At 57.8% G+C, this 15,158-nt stretch carries 19 protein-coding genes; 2 read left to right on the forward strand and 17 right to left on the reverse strand.

Annotation, left to right across the window (positions count from 1 at the left end; all coding sequences use genetic code 11):
- Positions 1–19 precede the first annotated feature (19 nt).
- The 15 genes from C2E25_RS11980 to C2E25_RS17515 form a co-directional block, all read right to left on the reverse strand.
- The gene (locus C2E25_RS11980; RefSeq protein WP_103115968.1) at positions 20–1,225 is read right to left on the reverse strand and encodes a bifunctional 3,4-dihydroxy-2-butanone-4-phosphate synthase/GTP cyclohydrolase II; all 1,206 of its coding nucleotides are present in this window, start codon (positions 1,223–1,225) and stop codon (positions 20–22) included.
- A 34-nt stretch (positions 1,226–1,259) separates the two neighbouring features.
- Entirely contained in the window at positions 1,260–1,910 is a 651-nt protein-coding gene (locus C2E25_RS11985) for a riboflavin synthase (RefSeq protein WP_103115969.1), read from the reverse strand.
- Positions 1,895–3,010 (reverse strand): bifunctional diaminohydroxyphosphoribosylaminopyrimidine deaminase/5-amino-6-(5-phosphoribosylamino)uracil reductase RibD, encoded by a 1,116-nt coding sequence (gene ribD, locus C2E25_RS11990; RefSeq protein ID WP_103115970.1) that lies wholly within the window; start codon positions 3,008–3,010, stop codon positions 1,895–1,897. The genes C2E25_RS11985 and ribD overlap by 16 nt, the downstream gene beginning before the upstream one ends.
- A 25-nt stretch (positions 3,011–3,035) precedes the next feature.
- The gene (gene nrdR / locus C2E25_RS11995; RefSeq protein ID WP_103115971.1) at positions 3,036–3,515 is read right to left on the reverse strand and encodes a transcriptional regulator NrdR; all 480 of its coding nucleotides are present in this window, start codon (positions 3,513–3,515) and stop codon (positions 3,036–3,038) included.
- Positions 3,512–3,985: a deoxycytidylate deaminase gene (locus tag C2E25_RS12000; RefSeq protein WP_103115972.1), complete on the reverse strand. Its 474-nt coding sequence runs from the start codon at positions 3,983–3,985 to the stop codon at positions 3,512–3,514. Before C2E25_RS12000 ends, nrdR begins: the two co-directional genes overlap by 4 nt.
- A gap of 3 nt (positions 3,986–3,988) precedes the next feature.
- On the reverse strand, positions 3,989–5,239 hold the full coding sequence (gene glyA, locus C2E25_RS12005; RefSeq protein WP_103115973.1) for a serine hydroxymethyltransferase: 1,251 nt from the start codon (positions 5,237–5,239) through the stop codon (positions 3,989–3,991).
- A 103-nt stretch (positions 5,240–5,342) separates the two neighbouring features.
- Complete coding sequence (gene rpiB / locus C2E25_RS12010) at positions 5,343–5,804, reverse strand: ribose 5-phosphate isomerase B (protein ID WP_103115974.1); 462 nt, start codon at positions 5,802–5,804, stop codon at positions 5,343–5,345.
- A complete protein-coding gene (fabF, locus tag C2E25_RS12015) occupies positions 5,804–7,039 on the reverse strand; it encodes a beta-ketoacyl-ACP synthase II (RefSeq protein ID WP_103115975.1) in 1,236 nt (411 codons plus the stop codon). Before fabF ends, rpiB begins: the two co-directional genes overlap by 1 nt.
- A gap of 116 nt (positions 7,040–7,155) precedes the next feature.
- Positions 7,156–7,389, reverse strand: a complete 234-nt coding sequence (gene acpP / locus C2E25_RS12020) for an acyl carrier protein (protein WP_103115976.1) — start codon at positions 7,387–7,389, stop codon at positions 7,156–7,158.
- Between the two features lie 49 nt (positions 7,390–7,438).
- Positions 7,439–8,176 (reverse strand): 3-oxoacyl-[acyl-carrier-protein] reductase, encoded by a 738-nt coding sequence (fabG, locus tag C2E25_RS12025; RefSeq protein ID WP_103115977.1) that lies wholly within the window; start codon positions 8,174–8,176, stop codon positions 7,439–7,441.
- A 13-nt stretch (positions 8,177–8,189) separates the two neighbouring features.
- A complete protein-coding gene (fabD, locus tag C2E25_RS12030) occupies positions 8,190–9,107 on the reverse strand; it encodes an ACP S-malonyltransferase (protein WP_103115978.1) in 918 nt (305 codons plus the stop codon).
- A gap of 22 nt (positions 9,108–9,129) precedes the next feature.
- Complete coding sequence (locus tag C2E25_RS12035) at positions 9,130–10,107, reverse strand: beta-ketoacyl-ACP synthase III (RefSeq protein WP_103115979.1); 978 nt, start codon at positions 10,105–10,107, stop codon at positions 9,130–9,132.
- Positions 10,108–10,158: 51 nt separating this feature from the next.
- Positions 10,159–11,157 (reverse strand): phosphate acyltransferase PlsX, encoded by a 999-nt coding sequence (gene plsX / locus C2E25_RS12040; protein WP_103115988.1) that lies wholly within the window; start codon positions 11,155–11,157, stop codon positions 10,159–10,161.
- A 24-nt stretch (positions 11,158–11,181) separates the two neighbouring features.
- Positions 11,182–11,361 (reverse strand): 50S ribosomal protein L32, encoded by a 180-nt coding sequence (gene rpmF / locus C2E25_RS12045; protein WP_085008783.1) that lies wholly within the window; start codon positions 11,359–11,361, stop codon positions 11,182–11,184.
- A 68-nt stretch (positions 11,362–11,429) separates the two neighbouring features.
- Entirely contained in the window at positions 11,430–11,990 is a 561-nt protein-coding gene (locus tag C2E25_RS17515; RefSeq protein ID WP_158247241.1) for a YceD family protein, read from the reverse strand.
- A 229-nt stretch (positions 11,991–12,219) separates the two neighbouring features.
- Between C2E25_RS17515 and mazG the strand changes: the two genes are divergently transcribed.
- A complete protein-coding gene (gene mazG / locus C2E25_RS12055) occupies positions 12,220–13,008 on the forward strand; it encodes a nucleoside triphosphate pyrophosphohydrolase (RefSeq protein ID WP_158247242.1) in 789 nt (262 codons plus the stop codon).
- A gap of 269 nt (positions 13,009–13,277) precedes the next feature.
- Positions 13,278–13,670, forward strand: a complete 393-nt coding sequence (locus C2E25_RS12060; protein WP_103115982.1) for an FxsA family protein — start codon at positions 13,278–13,280, stop codon at positions 13,668–13,670.
- A 492-nt stretch (positions 13,671–14,162) separates the two neighbouring features.
- Here the strand turns inward: C2E25_RS12060 and C2E25_RS12065 are convergent, their stop codons facing one another.
- Together C2E25_RS12065 and C2E25_RS12070 are read right to left on the reverse strand one after the other, a co-directional pair.
- Positions 14,163–14,450 carry a hypothetical protein gene (locus tag C2E25_RS12065; protein WP_103115983.1) on the reverse strand — a complete coding sequence of 96 codons (288 nt, stop codon included), beginning with the start codon at positions 14,448–14,450 and terminating at the stop codon, positions 14,163–14,165.
- Between the two features lie 18 nt (positions 14,451–14,468).
- Positions 14,469–14,954, reverse strand: a complete 486-nt coding sequence (locus C2E25_RS12070; protein ID WP_103115984.1) for a glycine/sarcosine/betaine reductase selenoprotein B family protein — start codon at positions 14,952–14,954, stop codon at positions 14,469–14,471.
- Positions 14,955–15,158 lie beyond the last annotated feature (204 nt).

The following is a 15,158-nucleotide window of genomic DNA, read 5'->3' on the forward strand; positions in this document are numbered from 1 at the left end:
GCGTTGGTGGGTTTCCAGTTTACAAATTTTCCAGCAGATGTCCCATCTTTTCCCGCTTGGTCTTCAGGTATCTGCGGTTGGCATCGGTGGGCTCGGCCTGGACCGGAACCCGTTCGACAATTTCAAGGCCGTAACCTTCCAGACCGACAATTTTCTTCGGATTGTTGGTCATCAGCCTGATCTTGCGGATACCGAGTTCCGACAGAATCTGCGCCCCGATGCCGTAGTCGCGCAGATCAGCCTTGAATCCCAGCTTCTCATTCGCCTCAACGGTATCGCACCCCTGGTCCTGAAGGGCGTAGGCTTTCAGCTTGTTGATCAGTCCGATGCCGCGGCCTTCCTGGCGCATGTAGAGGATGACGCCGACGCCCTCCGCATTGATCTGGCTCATGGCGGCATGCAACTGGTCCCCGCAATCACAGCGCTGGGAACCGAAAACATCTCCGGTCAGACATTCGGAATGAACCCGTACCATGATCGGTTTGTCGGGATCGATCTCCCCCTTGACCAGGGCGAGATGGTTCAGATGATCAACATCATTTTCGTAGGCAATGGCTTTGAACTCACCACCAAACGGGGTCGGCAGGACGGTTTCAGCCGCGCGGCGGACCAGCAGTTCCTTGCGCATCCGGTAGGCGACGAGGTCGGCGATGGTGACAATTTTAAGGTCGTGCTCGGCCGCGAATTCAGTCAACTGAGGCATCCGCGCCATGGAGCCGTCCTCGTTCATGATCTCACAGATGACACCGGCAGGTTTCAATCCGGCCAGGCGCGCCAGGTCCACCGAACCTTCGGTCTGTCCGGCCCGAACCAGGGTCCCGCCCTTCTTGGCGCGCAACGGGAAAATATGCCCGGGACGCGCCAGGTCACGCGGACCTGTGTCATCGGCAATCGCGACCTGAACGGTGTGGGCTCGGTCAGCGGCGGAAATGCCGGTGCTGACGCCTCGCCTCGCCTCGATCGAAATCGTGAACGCGGTACCGAAGGACGAGGTGTTTTCCTGCACCATCAGCGGGAGTTCAAGATAATCGGCACGCTCTTCGGTCAGAGAGAGACAGATCAGGCCGCGACCGAACTTGGCCATGAAATTGATCGCTTCCGGAGTCACTTTCTCGGCAGCGAGGGTCAGATCGCCTTCATTTTCGCGATCCTCGTCATCGACCAGAATCACCATTTTACCCTGACGGATATCGTCAAGGGCGGCTTCGATTTTTGCAATAGGCATAGCGTATTAATCCTTAAGGTAAAATCGAGATATTTTACATAAAGCCGTTTCTGGCAAGGAACTCCAGGCTCAGCGATTTCTTTTCCGATTGGCCGTCGCGACCGTCCAGCAGGCGCGCGACATATTTTCCGAGCAGGTCGGTTTCGATGTTAGCCACCACCCCCGGCCGACAGTCGACCAGAGTCGTGCGAGCAAGGGTATGAGGGATGATGGCCACCGCGAATCCGCTGTCGCTCACCTGGTTGACGGTCAGGCTGATGCCGTCGATGGCGACCGACCCTTTCTCGACAACAAAGCGCAGACTCGGAGATTCCATCTGCCATTGCAGAATTTCGGCGTTGCCGGAACGCTGCCTCGATTGCAGGGTGGCCGTGGCATCGATATGGCCGGAAACGATATGCCCACCGAGCCTGCCGCCAAGCTGCAGAGCCCGTTCAAGATTGACCCTCCGCCCGGGCTGAAGGTCACCGAGATTGGTCCGTTGCAGGGTTTCGGGTGACACATCGGCGGTGAAATCGGCCGTCCCGACAGCCACCACGGTCAGGCAGGCTCCATTGACGGCGACACTCTCCCCGAGGACCAGTTCGTTAACCGGCAAACCGGTGGTAATCGTCAATCGACACTCCGTCGCACCCCGCTGCAGCGAACGGACGATTCCGACATCTTCTATCAGGCCGGTGAACATCGAAGCACCTCTCCCTCGACCAGCAGGTCATCGCCCATCCCGGAAACCTTCAGTGGACCCAATTTCCGTGCTGCTGCCAGTTGCCCGATACCATGACCGCTGAAAATGTCCTTGCCGTCACTGCCGCCGAACAACATCGGGGCCACATAAAGCCGCACCCGGTCGATGATATCAGCATTGAACGCGCCCTGGTTGAGAATAGCGCCGCCCTCAAGCAACAGGTGCATAATGTCCATCTTGCCAAGATGACGCAGCAGATCCTGCAAATCAACCCCCTGCCCTTCTATCTCGTTGCAGACAAGCACCCGGGCCCCGGCATTCTCAAGTGCCCTGACGCGATCCGAATCAGCCTGTGGCGTTGTCGCGATAACAACACCACTGTCGGAGGAACGGTTGATAACCGCAGCTTCAACCGGCGTCCGCAGACGGGAGTCGACCACCACCCGCAAGGGGTCATGTCCATCACCACCCGGCAATCTGGTCGTCAGACGGGGGTTGTCACGCAGGACAGTACCGACCCCGACCATGATGGCATCGACCCGGTCGCGCAGGCGATGGACATCGGCCCGGCTCTGCTCGCCGGAAATCCATTGTGATTCACCTTGGCAGGTCGCCGTCTTACCGTCGAGAGTCACTGCGGCCTTAAGCGTAACCAGAGGGCGCCCGATTGACATGTGCATGGAAAAAGGGGCGATCAGCCAACGACAGTCATCTCCCAGCAACCCGGATTCGACCTCAACCCCGGCCGCCCGCAGCAACGCGACACCTCGTCCGTCAACCCGCGGGTTGGGATCGCCGGCCCCGATCCAGACCTTTTTCACCCCGGAGCAGATCAACGCCTCGGCGCAGGGACCGGTACGGCCGGTGTGGGAACAGGGCTCAAGAGTGACATAGACATCTGCGCCACGGGCCTCTTCCCCGGCCTGCCGGAGGGCGAAGATTTCGGCATGGGGTCTGCCGGCGGCGGGATGGAACCCCTCACCTACGATCCGCCCGTCTTTGACGATCACCGCGCCGACGGGGGGATTCGGGCGGGTCCGTCCCTCCCCTTTTTTTGCCAGGGCGAGAGCCCGCCGCATATAGTCTTCTGGCGTGTTCATGGAACGCCTGTTCTAACCGGAAATTTCAACCGGGTTGCCGGCCGCCCTTTTCGTCCTGCGCCAACAGGTCCTTCAGTTCGGCCATAAATTCATTGATATCCTTGAATTGCCGATAGACCGAGGCAAAACGCACATAGGCGACCTCATCCATGTCGTGCAGGGACGCCATCACCTCGGTACCGATCCGACTGGCATCGATTTCCTTTTCGCCGCTCTCCTGCAGACGCAACTCAAGCTGGTCGACGGCATGCTCAATGGTGGAAATGGAAACCGGACGTTTCTCACAGGCGCGCTGCATACCGGCAATAATCTTGGTCCGGTCAAAAGGCTCGCGCCGACCGTCCTTCTTGATCACCAGCGGCAGCGTTTCCTCGACCCGTTCATAGGTCGTGAACCGTTTACTGCAGTCTCCGCATTCGCGACGGCGACGGATATTATTGCCTTCTTTCCCGAGCCGTGAATCAACGACCCGGGTATCGGCAAAGCCGCAAAAAGGGCATTTCATCGCTGATCCTCCTGGTCCGGGTTATCGTTCTCAAGGATTTCGAAGCGGATGCCGGCCTCGCTCAACATGTCGAGTGAAAGCTGGTCCGGGTAACCGACCTGATAGACGATCTGACGAATCCCGGCATTGATCAGCATCTTCGAACAGATAATACACGGCGAGTGAGTGCAGTACAGAGTGGCACCGTCGATATTGATGCCATGCCTTGCGGCCTGAATGATCGCATTCTGTTCAGCATGCAGGCCGCGACAAAGTTCATGACGCTCCCCGGACGGGACCTTGAGCTGTTCCCGCAGGCAACCGGTGACCGAGCAGTGAGTAATTCCGGAGGGTGTGCCGTTGTAACCGGTGGCAAGGATATTTTTTCCCTTCACCATCACCGCCCCGACCTGGCGCCGCAGGCAGGTCGAGCGGCTGGCCACCAGGGTGGCGATGTCCATGAAATACTGATCCCAGCTCGGCCGCTGCATCGTTTATTTCAGTCGATGAGCATAGAGCGGGAACCGCTGACAGAGTTCACGAACCTGCTGCCGGATCTTGGCAAGCTTTGTCGCGTTGTCAACATTCTGCAGCGCGGCGGCGATCCACTCGCCGACCTGAACCATGTCTGCCTCTTTCAACCCGCGGGTGGTGGTCGCCGGAGTGCCGATACGGATGCCGCTGGTCACAAACGGGGACCGGGTATCGAAGGGAACCGCATTCTTGTTGACGGTGATGCCGGCTGTTTCCAGAGCCGCCTCGGCAACCTTTCCGGTAAGCTCCGTGCCGCTGAAATCGAGCAGCATCAGATGATTATCGGTGCCCCCGGACACCAGGTTGAAGCCATGCGACACCAGGGTTTCGGCCAAGACTCGGGCATTCTTCACCACCTGCACCGCGTAGTTCTTGAATTCGGGCTGCAGGGCCTCCTTGAAGGCCACCGCCTTGGCGGCGATGACATGCATCAACGGGCCGCCCTGGATCCCGGGGAAAATATTACTGTTGAGTTTTTTGCCCCATTCCTCGGTACAGAGAATCAGGCCGCCGCGCGGGCCGCGCAGAGTTTTATGGGTCGTCGACGTAACGAACTCGGCGTAAGGGACCGGGTTGGGATGCTCGCCGGCGGCAACCAGACCGGCAATATGCGCCATGTCAACCATGACAACGGCACCGACCTTGTCGGCAATGGTTCTGAAGGCCTTAAAATCGATGGTTCGCGGATAGGCACTGGCACCGACAACAATCATTTTCGGCTTGTGTTCAAGGGCCAGCTGCTCGACTTCTTCGTAGTCGATGGTCCCGGTCTCGCGTTTAACGCCGTAGGGAACGATATTGTACAGCTTGCCGGAAAAATTGACCGGTGAACCGTGGGTCAGGTGTCCGCCATGGGCCAGGTTCATCCCGAGGACCGTGTCTCCCGGCTGGCAGACCGCCATGTAGACCGCCATATTGGCCTGGGAACCGGAATGGGGCTGAACATTGGCGTGCTCGGCACCGAACAGTTCCCTGGCGCGATCAATGGCCAACTGCTCCGCAACATCGACAAATTCGCAGCCACCATAATAACGCTTGGCGGGATAGCCTTCTGCGTACTTGTTGGTCAGAACGGAACCCTGAGCTTCCAGGATATTTTCACTGACGAAGTTTTCCGAAGCGATGAATTCGAGGCTGTATTCCTGGCGCTCGGTTTCTTTGCGGATGGCTTCGGCAATTTCACTATCGAACAGATTGAGCTGATCAGACATTGTCTCTCGGTCTCCGGCTGGGCTGGATTTAATTCTGAACCAGGGAGTCGCGACTGATTCAGATTCAACAAATCGGGCAGGCGTTGCAGCCTGCCCGGGTCGGTCATTCCGGTGAAGACTCACCGCGTAAACGTTTTTCAAGCTGCGCGATCTTGTCGAGCCGGCGCTGGTGCCGACCGGCCTCGAACTTGATGTCAAGCCAGGTTTCAACCATTTCAAGGGCCTGGTCCACATCAAGGACCCTGCCTCCCATCACCAGGACATTGGCGTTATTATGTTCCTTGGCCATGCGGGCGGTAAAGTTGTCGGTTACCAGCGCGGCACGAACCCCGGGAAATTTGTTGGCGACAATCGACATCCCGATGCCGGTTCCGCAGATCAGAATCCCGCGTTGCGCCTCACCGCAACTGACCAGTGTCGCAACCTTTTCGCCAAAATCAGGATAATCAACCGACGCATCGCCATTGGTTCCGAGATCCTGAACCTCGATCCCCCGCCGCTGCAGATAATCAAAGATCGCCTGCTTCAGCTCCAGGCCGCCATGGTCACTGGCAATGACAAACATCATTCAGCCTTTTTCAGCAGCAGCGTGGCATTGGTCCCGCCAAAACCGAAGGAATTGCTCAACCCGGCCCTGACCCTGGTCTCGCGCGCCTGGTTGGGAACATAATCGAGATCACATTCCGGATCTGGCTCGTCGTAGTTGATGGTCGGCGGCACCACCCCGCGATCGATGCTGAGGGCAAGATAAACCGCTTCAAGACCGCCTGCGGCACCGAGGGCATGACCGGTCATGCTTTTGGTGGAACTGATCATAAGCTTCCGGGCATGGTCACCGAAAACAGATTTAATCGCCATGGTCTCATAGAGGTCGTTGAAATGGGTCGAGGTTCCATGGGCATTGATGTAATCAATCTCTTCGGGATTGATCCCGGAATTGCCGACCGCCATCTTCATGCAGCGCGCGGCCCCCTCACCACCGGGGGCCGGTGCCGTCAGGTGGTAAGCGTCACCGGACATGCCATAGCCGGCAACCTCGGCATAGATGTGCGCCCCTCGTTTTCTGGCCGCCTCGTACTCTTCAAGCACCAGGATCCCCGCGCCTTCCGCCATGACGAAACCATCGCGGTTCTTTTCGAACGGCCGGCTGGCGGCGGTCGGGTCATCGTTACGGGTCGACAGGGCCTTCATGACATTGAAACCGGCAATCCCCAGGGCGGAGATGGTTCCCTCGCAACCGCCGGTAATCATGGCGTCGGCGTCGCCCCGTTGAATCAGTCGGTAGGCATCGCCGATGGAGTGTGTGCCGGTAGCGCAGGCGGAGACAGTCGACAGGTTGGGTCCCTTGGCGCCGGTACGCATGGAAACAAAACCGGGGGCGAGGTTGATGATCAGCATCGGGATGAAGAAGGGGGATACTTTCCGGTAGCCTCCTTCAAGCATCGCCTTGTGATATTTTTCAATTGTCGGCAGCCCCCCCAGGCCGGCTCCGATCTGCACCCCTACCCGTTCGGCGTTATCATCGTTAATCTCCAGTCCGGAGTCGGCCACGGCCATATCGGCGGCTGCAACGGCGTACTGGATGAACAGGTCCATTTTACGCTGTTCTTTTTTTTCGATAAAGTCGCCGGGATTGAAATCCTTGACCTCACCGGCAATCCGGGTCGGCAGATTCGAAGCATCAAAATGCGTGATCGGACCGATGCCGGACACACCACGGGTTACAGCATCCCAATTGCTCTCCAAACCGGTCCCCAATGGCGAAATGATGCCCATACCGGTAATAACGACTCTACGCATAAGCTCTACAAGCCTCCAACTCAAATGGGTCAGACATTCGGCCCCCATGATGACAACCGGGCAGCCGCATGTTGCTCATGGGGGGAAGGATGACCTTCCCCCCATGTTGACTGGATTCAGGAATTCTCGCTGATATAGGTGACGGCGTCCTGAACTTTCTGAATTTTTTCGGCATCTTCGTCGGAGATCTCGATATCAAACTCCTCCTCCAGAGCCATGACCAACTCCACGGTGTCGAGGGAATCGGCCCCCAGATCATCCATGAAAGCCGCTTCCAGGGTGACCTGGGCCTCATCAACACCCAACTGCTCAGCGACAATCTGTTTAACGCGTTCTTCTACAGTAGCCATTTCTTGTCTACCTCCTTGTTTTATGTCGGTGGCCTGGCACCGAACCTGTTTACATGTACATGCCGCCGTTCACGCTCAGAACCTGGCCGGTGATATAACCGGCCGCTTCCGAGGCAAGAAAGACAACGGCATTGGCCACATCTTCCGGGTTTCCGATTCGTCCGAGAGGGATCTGCCCCACCAGTTCCTCGCGAGCCTTGTCATCAAGAACCTCCGTCATCGAGGTAACGATAAAACCGGGGGCGACGACGTTGACCGTAATATTGCGTTTCGCCAGTTCCCTGGCGTTGGATTTCGTCAGACCGATCAATCCGGCCTTGCTGGCGCAATAATTGGCCTGGCCGGGGTTCCCCATCTCGCCGACAACGGAACTGATGTTGATGATCCGGCCATAACGCTGCCGGGTCATGATCTTGGCCACAGCGCGGGTCAGCATGAAGCTGCCCTTGAGATTGGCATCCAGAACGGCGTCCCAGTCTTCATCCTTCATACGCAGTAAAAGACCGTCACGCGTCAGGCCGGCATTGTTGACCAGTATATCGAGACGTGAAAAATGTTCACGCGCTTCGTTGACCATCCGATTGACATCTTCGCCGCAACTGACGTCACCGGTCACGACAAGAACCTCTGCACCAAGTTTTTCGATCTCATCGGCAACGCCCTTGAGGGCGCTGCGATCTCGACCGGCCGCAACGATTCGGCATCCCCGGGCGGCAAGCGCCAGGCAGATGGCCCGGCCGATGCCGCGTGAAGCTCCGGTTACCAGAGCAACCTTATCAGCTGGCATGGTCCCGTCTCCCTTAATTCAACTTTTCAATATCAGCGGCCACGGCCAGATTCTGAATCCGGCTGCCCCGCGCCATGCGCTTGACCAAACCGGAAAGAACCTTGCCGGGGCCGATCTCGATAAAATGATCAACACCCGACTCAACCATCCGTGTCACGGATTCTTCCCATCGCACAGGGGCGCACACCTGCCGGACAAGAAGGTCCTTGACCCGCTCACTTTCCCGGTTGGGGAGTGCCTCTACATTGGACACCACCGGCACATTGAGTTCACCGACCTGTATGGGTTCGAGAACCCGGGCCAGCTGGTCGGCCGCCGGCTGCATCAGTGAACAGTGAAAAGGGGCGCTGACCGGCAGAGACATGGCCCGCTTGGCCCCCCCGGCCTTGGCCAGATCGGTCGCCCGGGCAACCGCCTCGGCATGTCCGGCGATAACCACCTGACCGGGGCTGTTGTAATTCGCCGGCGAGACAACGTCACCGTCGGCAGCCTGCCGGCAAACCTGCGCGAGCGACTCGGCATCGAGGCCGATAATGGCCGCCATGGCACCCTGCCCGACCGGAACCGCCTGCTGCATGAAGCGACCACGCTGCCGGACGATCTTCACGGCATCGGCGAACTGCAGCGCCCCGGAACAGACCAGGGCGGAATATTCGCCCAGGGAATGCCCGGCGGCATAATCAGGCCGCAGGTCGCTGACTTCCTGCAACACCCGCAATGCAGCGACGCTGTGAGTCAGGATAGCGGGCTGGGTATTCTCCGTCAGTTGCAGGTCCTCATCGGGGCCATTGAAGCAGAGCGCGGCCAGATCAAACCCGAGAGCATCATTGGCCTCTTCGAAAACATCCCTGGCGACCTTGAAATCAGAGGCCAGGTCCTTGCCCATGCCGGCGGCCTGAGAACCCTGACCGGGAAAAAGAAATGCGATCATCGTTCAGTCCCAAAGTAGATTGTTACCAGCGTACCACAGCCGAGCCCCAGGTGAATCCGCCACCAAAGGCATCAAACAGCAGAATGTCATTCTCTTTGATCAAACCCTTGCGGTTGGCTTCATCCAGGGCGATGGGAATCGAAGCCCCGGAGGTATTGCCGAAACGATCAACATTGACATAAACCTGATCCTCACGCATTTTCAGACGCTTGGCGGTGGCTTCAAGAATGCGCAGGTTGGCCTGATGCGGAATCATCATGTCGATCTGGTCGGCGGTCAGGCTGTTAGCCTCCAACGCCTCCTTTGCGACCTCTGTCAGGGAACGGACTGCCACCTTGAAGACTTCGTTGCCGGCCATCTTAAGATACGGGATACGATCAAGAATGCCTTGTTCGGTTGCCGGAGTACGGGTTCCGAACCCGGGCTGATGCAGAAGTTCCCAATAACTGCCGTCGGAATGAAGATGGGTTGACAGCACACCATGATCACCGTCCTGCCCTTCAAGCACCACGGCCCCGGCCCCGTCACCGAAAAGAATACAGGTATTGCGATCCTGCCAGTCGATAATCCGCGACAGACATTCAGCTCCGATGACCAGCGCCTTGCGGACATGGCCCGATTCGATCTGCTGAACAGCGGCATCCAGGGCAAAAACAAACCCGCTGCAGGCCGCCGAGACATCATAGGCAAAAGCATTTTTCAGCCCGAGCCCCTCCTGCACCAGGCAGGCCGTGGCAGGCCAGGGAAGATCACCGGTAATTGTCCCGACAACCAGGAAATCAATCTCCTCGGCGGACACTCCCGCCATCTCCATCGCCTTGCGGGCGGCCTTGACGGCGAGATCGGATGTCTGTTCGTCATCAGCGGCGATGCGTCGCTCACGGATGCCGGTACGGGCACGGATCCACTCGTCCGAGGTATCGACCATCTGCTCAATATCTTTATTGGTGCGGATGGTTTCCGGCAGGTAGGAGCCTGTCCCAATAATACGAGCTTTCATTACAAATCCTTCCTCACCCTCCGGTTGAACATGGCCGGCAGACCTGGCGGATCATCCGCGGGATGGGCCCTGCAATGCCGCTACCATGTTTTCGTTGACCCGCCTGACAACAGACTCTCTCGCCAAGCGGATACCGTTCATCACCGCCTTGGCATTCGACCCGCCATGACAGATCATCCCGGTACCGGCAATGCCGAGCAGGGGGGCCCCACCATACTCGGCGTAATCAATCTTCTTGCGCAGACGGCGAAATGCGGGCCTGGCGAGAAGATAGCCGAGTTTGGCCCGCAGACTGCTTTTCAGCTCCTGCTTCAGCATAGTTCCGATGGCATCGGCAAGTCCCTCAGAAGCCTTGAGGACGACATTGCCGACAAACCCGTCACAGACGACAACGTCGACGCTGCCGTTGTAGATATCGCGCCCCTCAACATAGCCGACATAATTGAAACCGGCCTTTTTGAGCAGGTTGTGAGCTCCACGGGTCAGGTCGGTTCCCTTGCTTTCTTCCTCACCATTCGACAGCAGTCCGACCCGTGGCTGTCGTTTGCCGAGAATGTGCCGGGAATAAACCGCGCCCATCAGGGCAAACTGGGCGAGATGCTGCGGACGGCAATCGACATTGCCCCCGGCGTCGAGCACCAGCGTCTGGTCAAGCAGGTTGGGCATGACCGTGGCGATGGCCGGCCGGTCAATTCCCTTGATCCGCTTCAGAACGAACATTGCCGCCGCCATGGTCGCCCCGGAATTGCCGGCGCTGACAACGGCATGAGCATCGCCGTTTTTGACCAGGTCGAACGCCACCCGCACGGAAGAGTCCTTCTTCTTCCGGACCACATCCGATGGCGAATCGTGCATGCCGACAACCTCACTGGCATGCCGGATCGATATATCGAGACCCTCGACCCGGTGCCGGCTGAGTTCAGCCGAGACACGCTCGGAGTTACCCACCAGAATGACGGGGATATCCCAACGCCGCGCGGCCTCAACAGCTCCGGCGACTTCGACCACGGGCGCGTTGTCCCCCCCCATGGCATCAACCGCGACTACAATTCTCTCGCTCAAGCGAAGACCTCCCTAGTCTTCGCTGCCGAGGACGTCCTTACCTTTATAAACGCCGCAATTGGGGCAGGCTCGATGCGGCTGTTTCGGCTCATTGCATTGCGGGCAGAGAGAAAGCGCGGGCGCGGAAAGAGAATCGTGGGAACGACGCATATCACGTTTGGACTTGGATGTTTTTTTCTTCGGTACAGCCATGAACTTGACTCCTTGTGCGGGGGCGGGCCCCGTTTTCTATAATAGGACATAATGCCCGGGTCGGCGCATCATTCCTTATCGAGTTTCAGGTTTTTCAGTGCCGCAAACCTGTTATTGAAATCATCATTCCGGCAACCGCAGTCGCCCCGGTTCAGGTCCTGTCCGCAACGGGCGCAGAGCCCGGCGCAAGCAGCATCGCACAACGGCTTCGCCGGCAGGGCGAGAATCAACTGTTCCGCGAAAATATCATGTAGCTCGATGACATCCCCGGGAGCGTGAACCAGTCCGAGGTCATCGGCGGTGAGTTCAACCCCCTCACCCTCCTCATCCTCGGCCATACTGATCTCGGGCAGCTGACGGGCAAAGGTCAGATCGAACCCCCCGTCAAGATGCTGGTCGAACTCTTTCAGACAACGACTACAGGAAAGAACAGCGTCACAACTGACATGACCGCTCACCTGCAACAGGTCGGAAATCCAGCGAACCTCAAGACTGACCGCGATCGGGGTGACGAACCGACAGGCACCCTGGTCCTGCAGAGCAGCCAGAACGACGAGATCTTCCGCTGCCACATCGGCAGCGGCCGACAACCCCTGCTCCGGTATCTTTTCCCAGTTGATCGTGAACAAAAACAGCCTCATCGGAACGAAAGCGGGTAGTATAAGACCTGCCCCGTCCATGTCAAGGAAAATCCCTGAAAACAGGCGCCCCGGCGCGGGTTTTTCTATTAGCCTATTCCTGACTATTTTGCAAGCGGTTTCCAGCCCGCGAGGGCTATTGACTTGGCCCGTCAAGGTGATTAGCCTGACGGGAAACGACCCTTCACGAGTGGGCCACTTAACGTCAAAGGAAACCTTCTTGCAGAAAGACCCCACCAACAACGCCTGCGAAAGCACCTCGCCGACAACCGCCATAGAGCGACTGCTCCGCATCATGGCCGCCCTGCGGGCTCCCGGAGGCTGCCCCTGGGATGTTCGCCAGTCTCCGGAAAGCCTGCGGCCCTACATTCTTGAAGAAGCCTACGAAGCCGTGGAAGCAATCTCCTCGGGCGATATGCATAACATACGTGATGAACTGGGCGACCTACTGCTCCAGGTCGTTTTTCAGGCACAGATTTTCGCCGAAAAGGGAGAATTCAATTTCAACGATATCGCCGACACGATCAGCAACAAGCTGATCCGGCGCCATCCTCATGTTTTCGCCGACGCCACATTTCAGAGCGAGGAAGAACTTCATCGTCAATGGGATGCCATCAAGCGTCAGGAACGGGGCGGCAACTCCGGCAGTTCATGTTATCTTGATGACATCACGACCAATCTTCCGGCCCTGATGAAGGCCCAGAAACTGGTCAACCGGATGGCAAAGGGCAATGCCCCGCTTCCACAGGACATTACGTCACTGGTGCCGGCGTTGTCGCCTCGGGATAACGGATCGGATATCCACCGCCGGATCGGCGACCTGCTGTTCAGCGTCGTCACGCTGGCCGGAAAACACGGATGCGATGCTGAAACAGCCCTGCTCGACGCCTGCAGAAGAGTGGATGCGACGATTCACGGCGGAGAATCACGGCATGAAAATCAGCCACCGACAGCGGACGGCACCAGGGATGAGCCGCAACCTTCCACAGCACCGAAATCGAACCGTTGAGGTCGCCATTACCGCTGTCTCGACAAAAAACCGTGCCGTTTCAGGGCTCTTTCACCGTTTTCCACACCTGTTGTTGAAAAGCTGTGTAAAAGGCTGTGAACAACTACCACCCGTGGTGACAACTTGGCGCACCTGGCACATTGCACATTTTTTAGTCAGCAAAAATAACCCCTTTAAAACATGACGTTAGCAGCATTTTCGCAGATATGGTAGACACCTAATGAAGCTTAAACCGATATGTTAGTTTTTCATATCAGAGAGAGGTTGTCGTGTTCATAACCCTGATAGTCATCTTCATTCTGGTTCCGATTCTCGAAGTCTACACCCTGATTCAGGCGGGAGCCCTGATCGGTGTCGGACCGACCATCGCGCTGATCCTGCTGACCGGCATCGCCGGCGCCTGGCTGGCCAGATCGCAGGGGCTGGAACTGGTCCAGCGCATTCAGAGCGAACTGGCCGCGGGGCGCATGCCGACCGAAGAACTGATCGACGGCGCGATGGTTCTGGTCGGGGGGGTGGTACTGCTGACGCCGGGGTTCTGGACCGACCTGTGCGGCTTCATCTGTCTGGTTCCCGGCACTCGTAACCTGGTCAAAAAATTGCTGCGGCGCTGGTTCGAAAACCAGCGCCGCAAAGGGACCATTCAGTTTCGGCGGTTTTGAGGATTCCTGTAAGGTTTTTCGTCACTGATCATCATCCGCGCCGCCCCACCTGCCGGACCATGGCCATACGCGTGGTAGCCATCTTTCGGTATGGTCAGGCAAATCCCCCATAGGAATCCAAACCCTCCTGTTGACAACAAATCAAAACCCCGAAACAGTGGGCAACTCACTGTAGAACTACATTACCGAGGGCACTTAGCCAATCCATGTGGATGGTAACTGTAGCTGGCGGTGCCGGCGGGCGGCCGAACGACCTGGTCGTCAAGACGATATTCTGCGCTGATGAAATTCATGAGCGACCTTCTCGTGCAACGATTAAACAACGTCCCAACGTCCCGCACAGGGGATCATTGGCCGAGGTGAAGCCGACCAGCGGTTCTCGAAGTACGGGGTGACGCCGTCCTCCTGAAGGATGGCGGGGCTTTCCCGGACGAACCTTCTGATTTCGTAGACAACTTCATTTTTCATCGGTATGGGCTCCCTTATTGAAAACTAATGCGCCTCCTTGCGCAGCTGCCGTTCGCGCAGGTCATCCTTGGCCCAGACATAGGGGAGCTCGATAATTGCCCCCGGCGGCGACAATTCCTCGGCATGGCGCAGGCAGTCGCGGAGGACCGCCTCGTGGGTCGCTGTATCGCCCACATCCCCGAGGGTCAGACCGAAGGGATGCTGTACATACAGGGCCTTGGAAGGCTTGACAAGCTGAGTCATCTCCTTGACCAAGCTCAGGGAGACGGTGGCCATTCCCATCTGGTCCAACACGCGCTGAATCAGTCCCACGGACTGACTGCACACCGGTCACGACGGCACCAACAGGGCCAGGTCCACCTGATCCCGCTGGAGTTCGACTCCGACTTGGGGGGCGATATCCGCAAGCAGCCGCTCGGTTTGGGGGATAAAGCCCATGAAGGAAAAATGCCTGGGAGCGGTGGCGCCTATCTCCTCGTGCCGCTGAAGACGGTTCAGCAAGGACAGCGGAAATACGCAGTCGAGATCCTGTAGGGCTCGCCGGGTGTTGTACCCCGGGTGAGCCAGGGCAATCGCCTCGATGGGGGTCTCATTGGGGATGATGCGGAAGGAGTCGTCGCCCGTGGGGCTTTTGGTGGTGAACGGCTGCTGTTTTTCGCGCAAGTAGGCCCCCGAGGTGGTTACCAGGGCCACCCGGCACTGCTGTACAGGCTTTTTGAGTGGGACCGGATGCGTCGGCTGGTCAAAACGGGTCCAGTCGAAATCGGGCAACACCTTTTGGCGGATGAACTCTTTTTCAATCGCGGTGAAATCCATGCATTACCTCCGGGCAGAAAGGAGCAGAGAAAGAAATCAAGGGACAACACAGCGGATGCCTCCCTCCTTGAGGCCAGGGCGGAAGCAGCCGTTACAGGAGATGCCAAGCACTTTCATCTTCATGCCTCCTTTCTTAAACTACGGACTTTTAGTAATGACAACCTAAAATTGACCACCTGTGCTAACCGAAAATTGACCACCCCG

Source organism: Geothermobacter hydrogeniphilus, from assembly GCF_002898515.1.
In the GTDB taxonomy this organism is placed as follows: domain Bacteria; phylum Desulfobacterota; class Desulfuromonadia; order Desulfuromonadales; family Geothermobacteraceae; genus Geothermobacter_A.

Excerpts from the sequence above, each read along its gene's own strand:
- C2E25_RS11980 (WP_103115968.1), bottom strand. The coding sequence starts at position 1,225 with ATGCCTATTGCAAAAATCGAAGCCGCCCTTGACGATATCCGTCAGGGT.
- C2E25_RS11985 (WP_103115969.1), bottom strand. The coding sequence starts at position 1,910 with ATGTTCACCGGCCTGATAGAAGATGTCGGAATCGTCCGTTCGCTGCAG.
- ribD (WP_103115970.1), bottom strand. The coding sequence starts at position 3,010 with ATGAACACGCCAGAAGACTATATGCGGCGGGCTCTCGCCCTGGCAAAA.
- nrdR (WP_103115971.1), bottom strand. The coding sequence starts at position 3,515 with ATGAAATGCCCTTTTTGCGGCTTTGCCGATACCCGGGTCGTTGATTCA.
- C2E25_RS12000 (WP_103115972.1), bottom strand. The coding sequence starts at position 3,985 with ATGCAGCGGCCGAGCTGGGATCAGTATTTCATGGACATCGCCACCCTG.
- glyA (WP_103115973.1), bottom strand. The coding sequence starts at position 5,239 with ATGTCTGATCAGCTCAATCTGTTCGATAGTGAAATTGCCGAAGCCATC.
- rpiB (WP_103115974.1), bottom strand. The coding sequence starts at position 5,804 with ATGTTTGTCATTGCCAGTGACCATGGCGGCCTGGAGCTGAAGCAGGCG.
- fabF (WP_103115975.1), bottom strand. The coding sequence starts at position 7,039 with ATGCGTAGAGTCGTTATTACCGGTATGGGCATCATTTCGCCATTGGGG.
- acpP (WP_103115976.1), bottom strand. The coding sequence starts at position 7,389 with ATGGCTACTGTAGAAGAACGCGTTAAACAGATTGTCGCTGAGCAGTTG.
- fabG (WP_103115977.1), bottom strand. The coding sequence starts at position 8,176 with ATGCCAGCTGATAAGGTTGCTCTGGTAACCGGAGCTTCACGCGGCATC.
- fabD (WP_103115978.1), bottom strand. The coding sequence starts at position 9,107 with ATGATCGCATTTCTTTTTCCCGGTCAGGGTTCTCAGGCCGCCGGCATG.
- C2E25_RS12035 (WP_103115979.1), bottom strand. The coding sequence starts at position 10,107 with ATGAAAGCTCGTATTATTGGGACAGGCTCCTACCTGCCGGAAACCATC.
- rpmF (WP_085008783.1), bottom strand. The coding sequence starts at position 11,361 with ATGGCTGTACCGAAGAAAAAAACATCCAAGTCCAAACGTGATATGCGT.
- C2E25_RS12070 (WP_103115984.1), bottom strand. The coding sequence starts at position 14,954 with ATGGATTTCACCGCGATTGAAAAAGAGTTCATCCGCCAAAAGGTGTTG.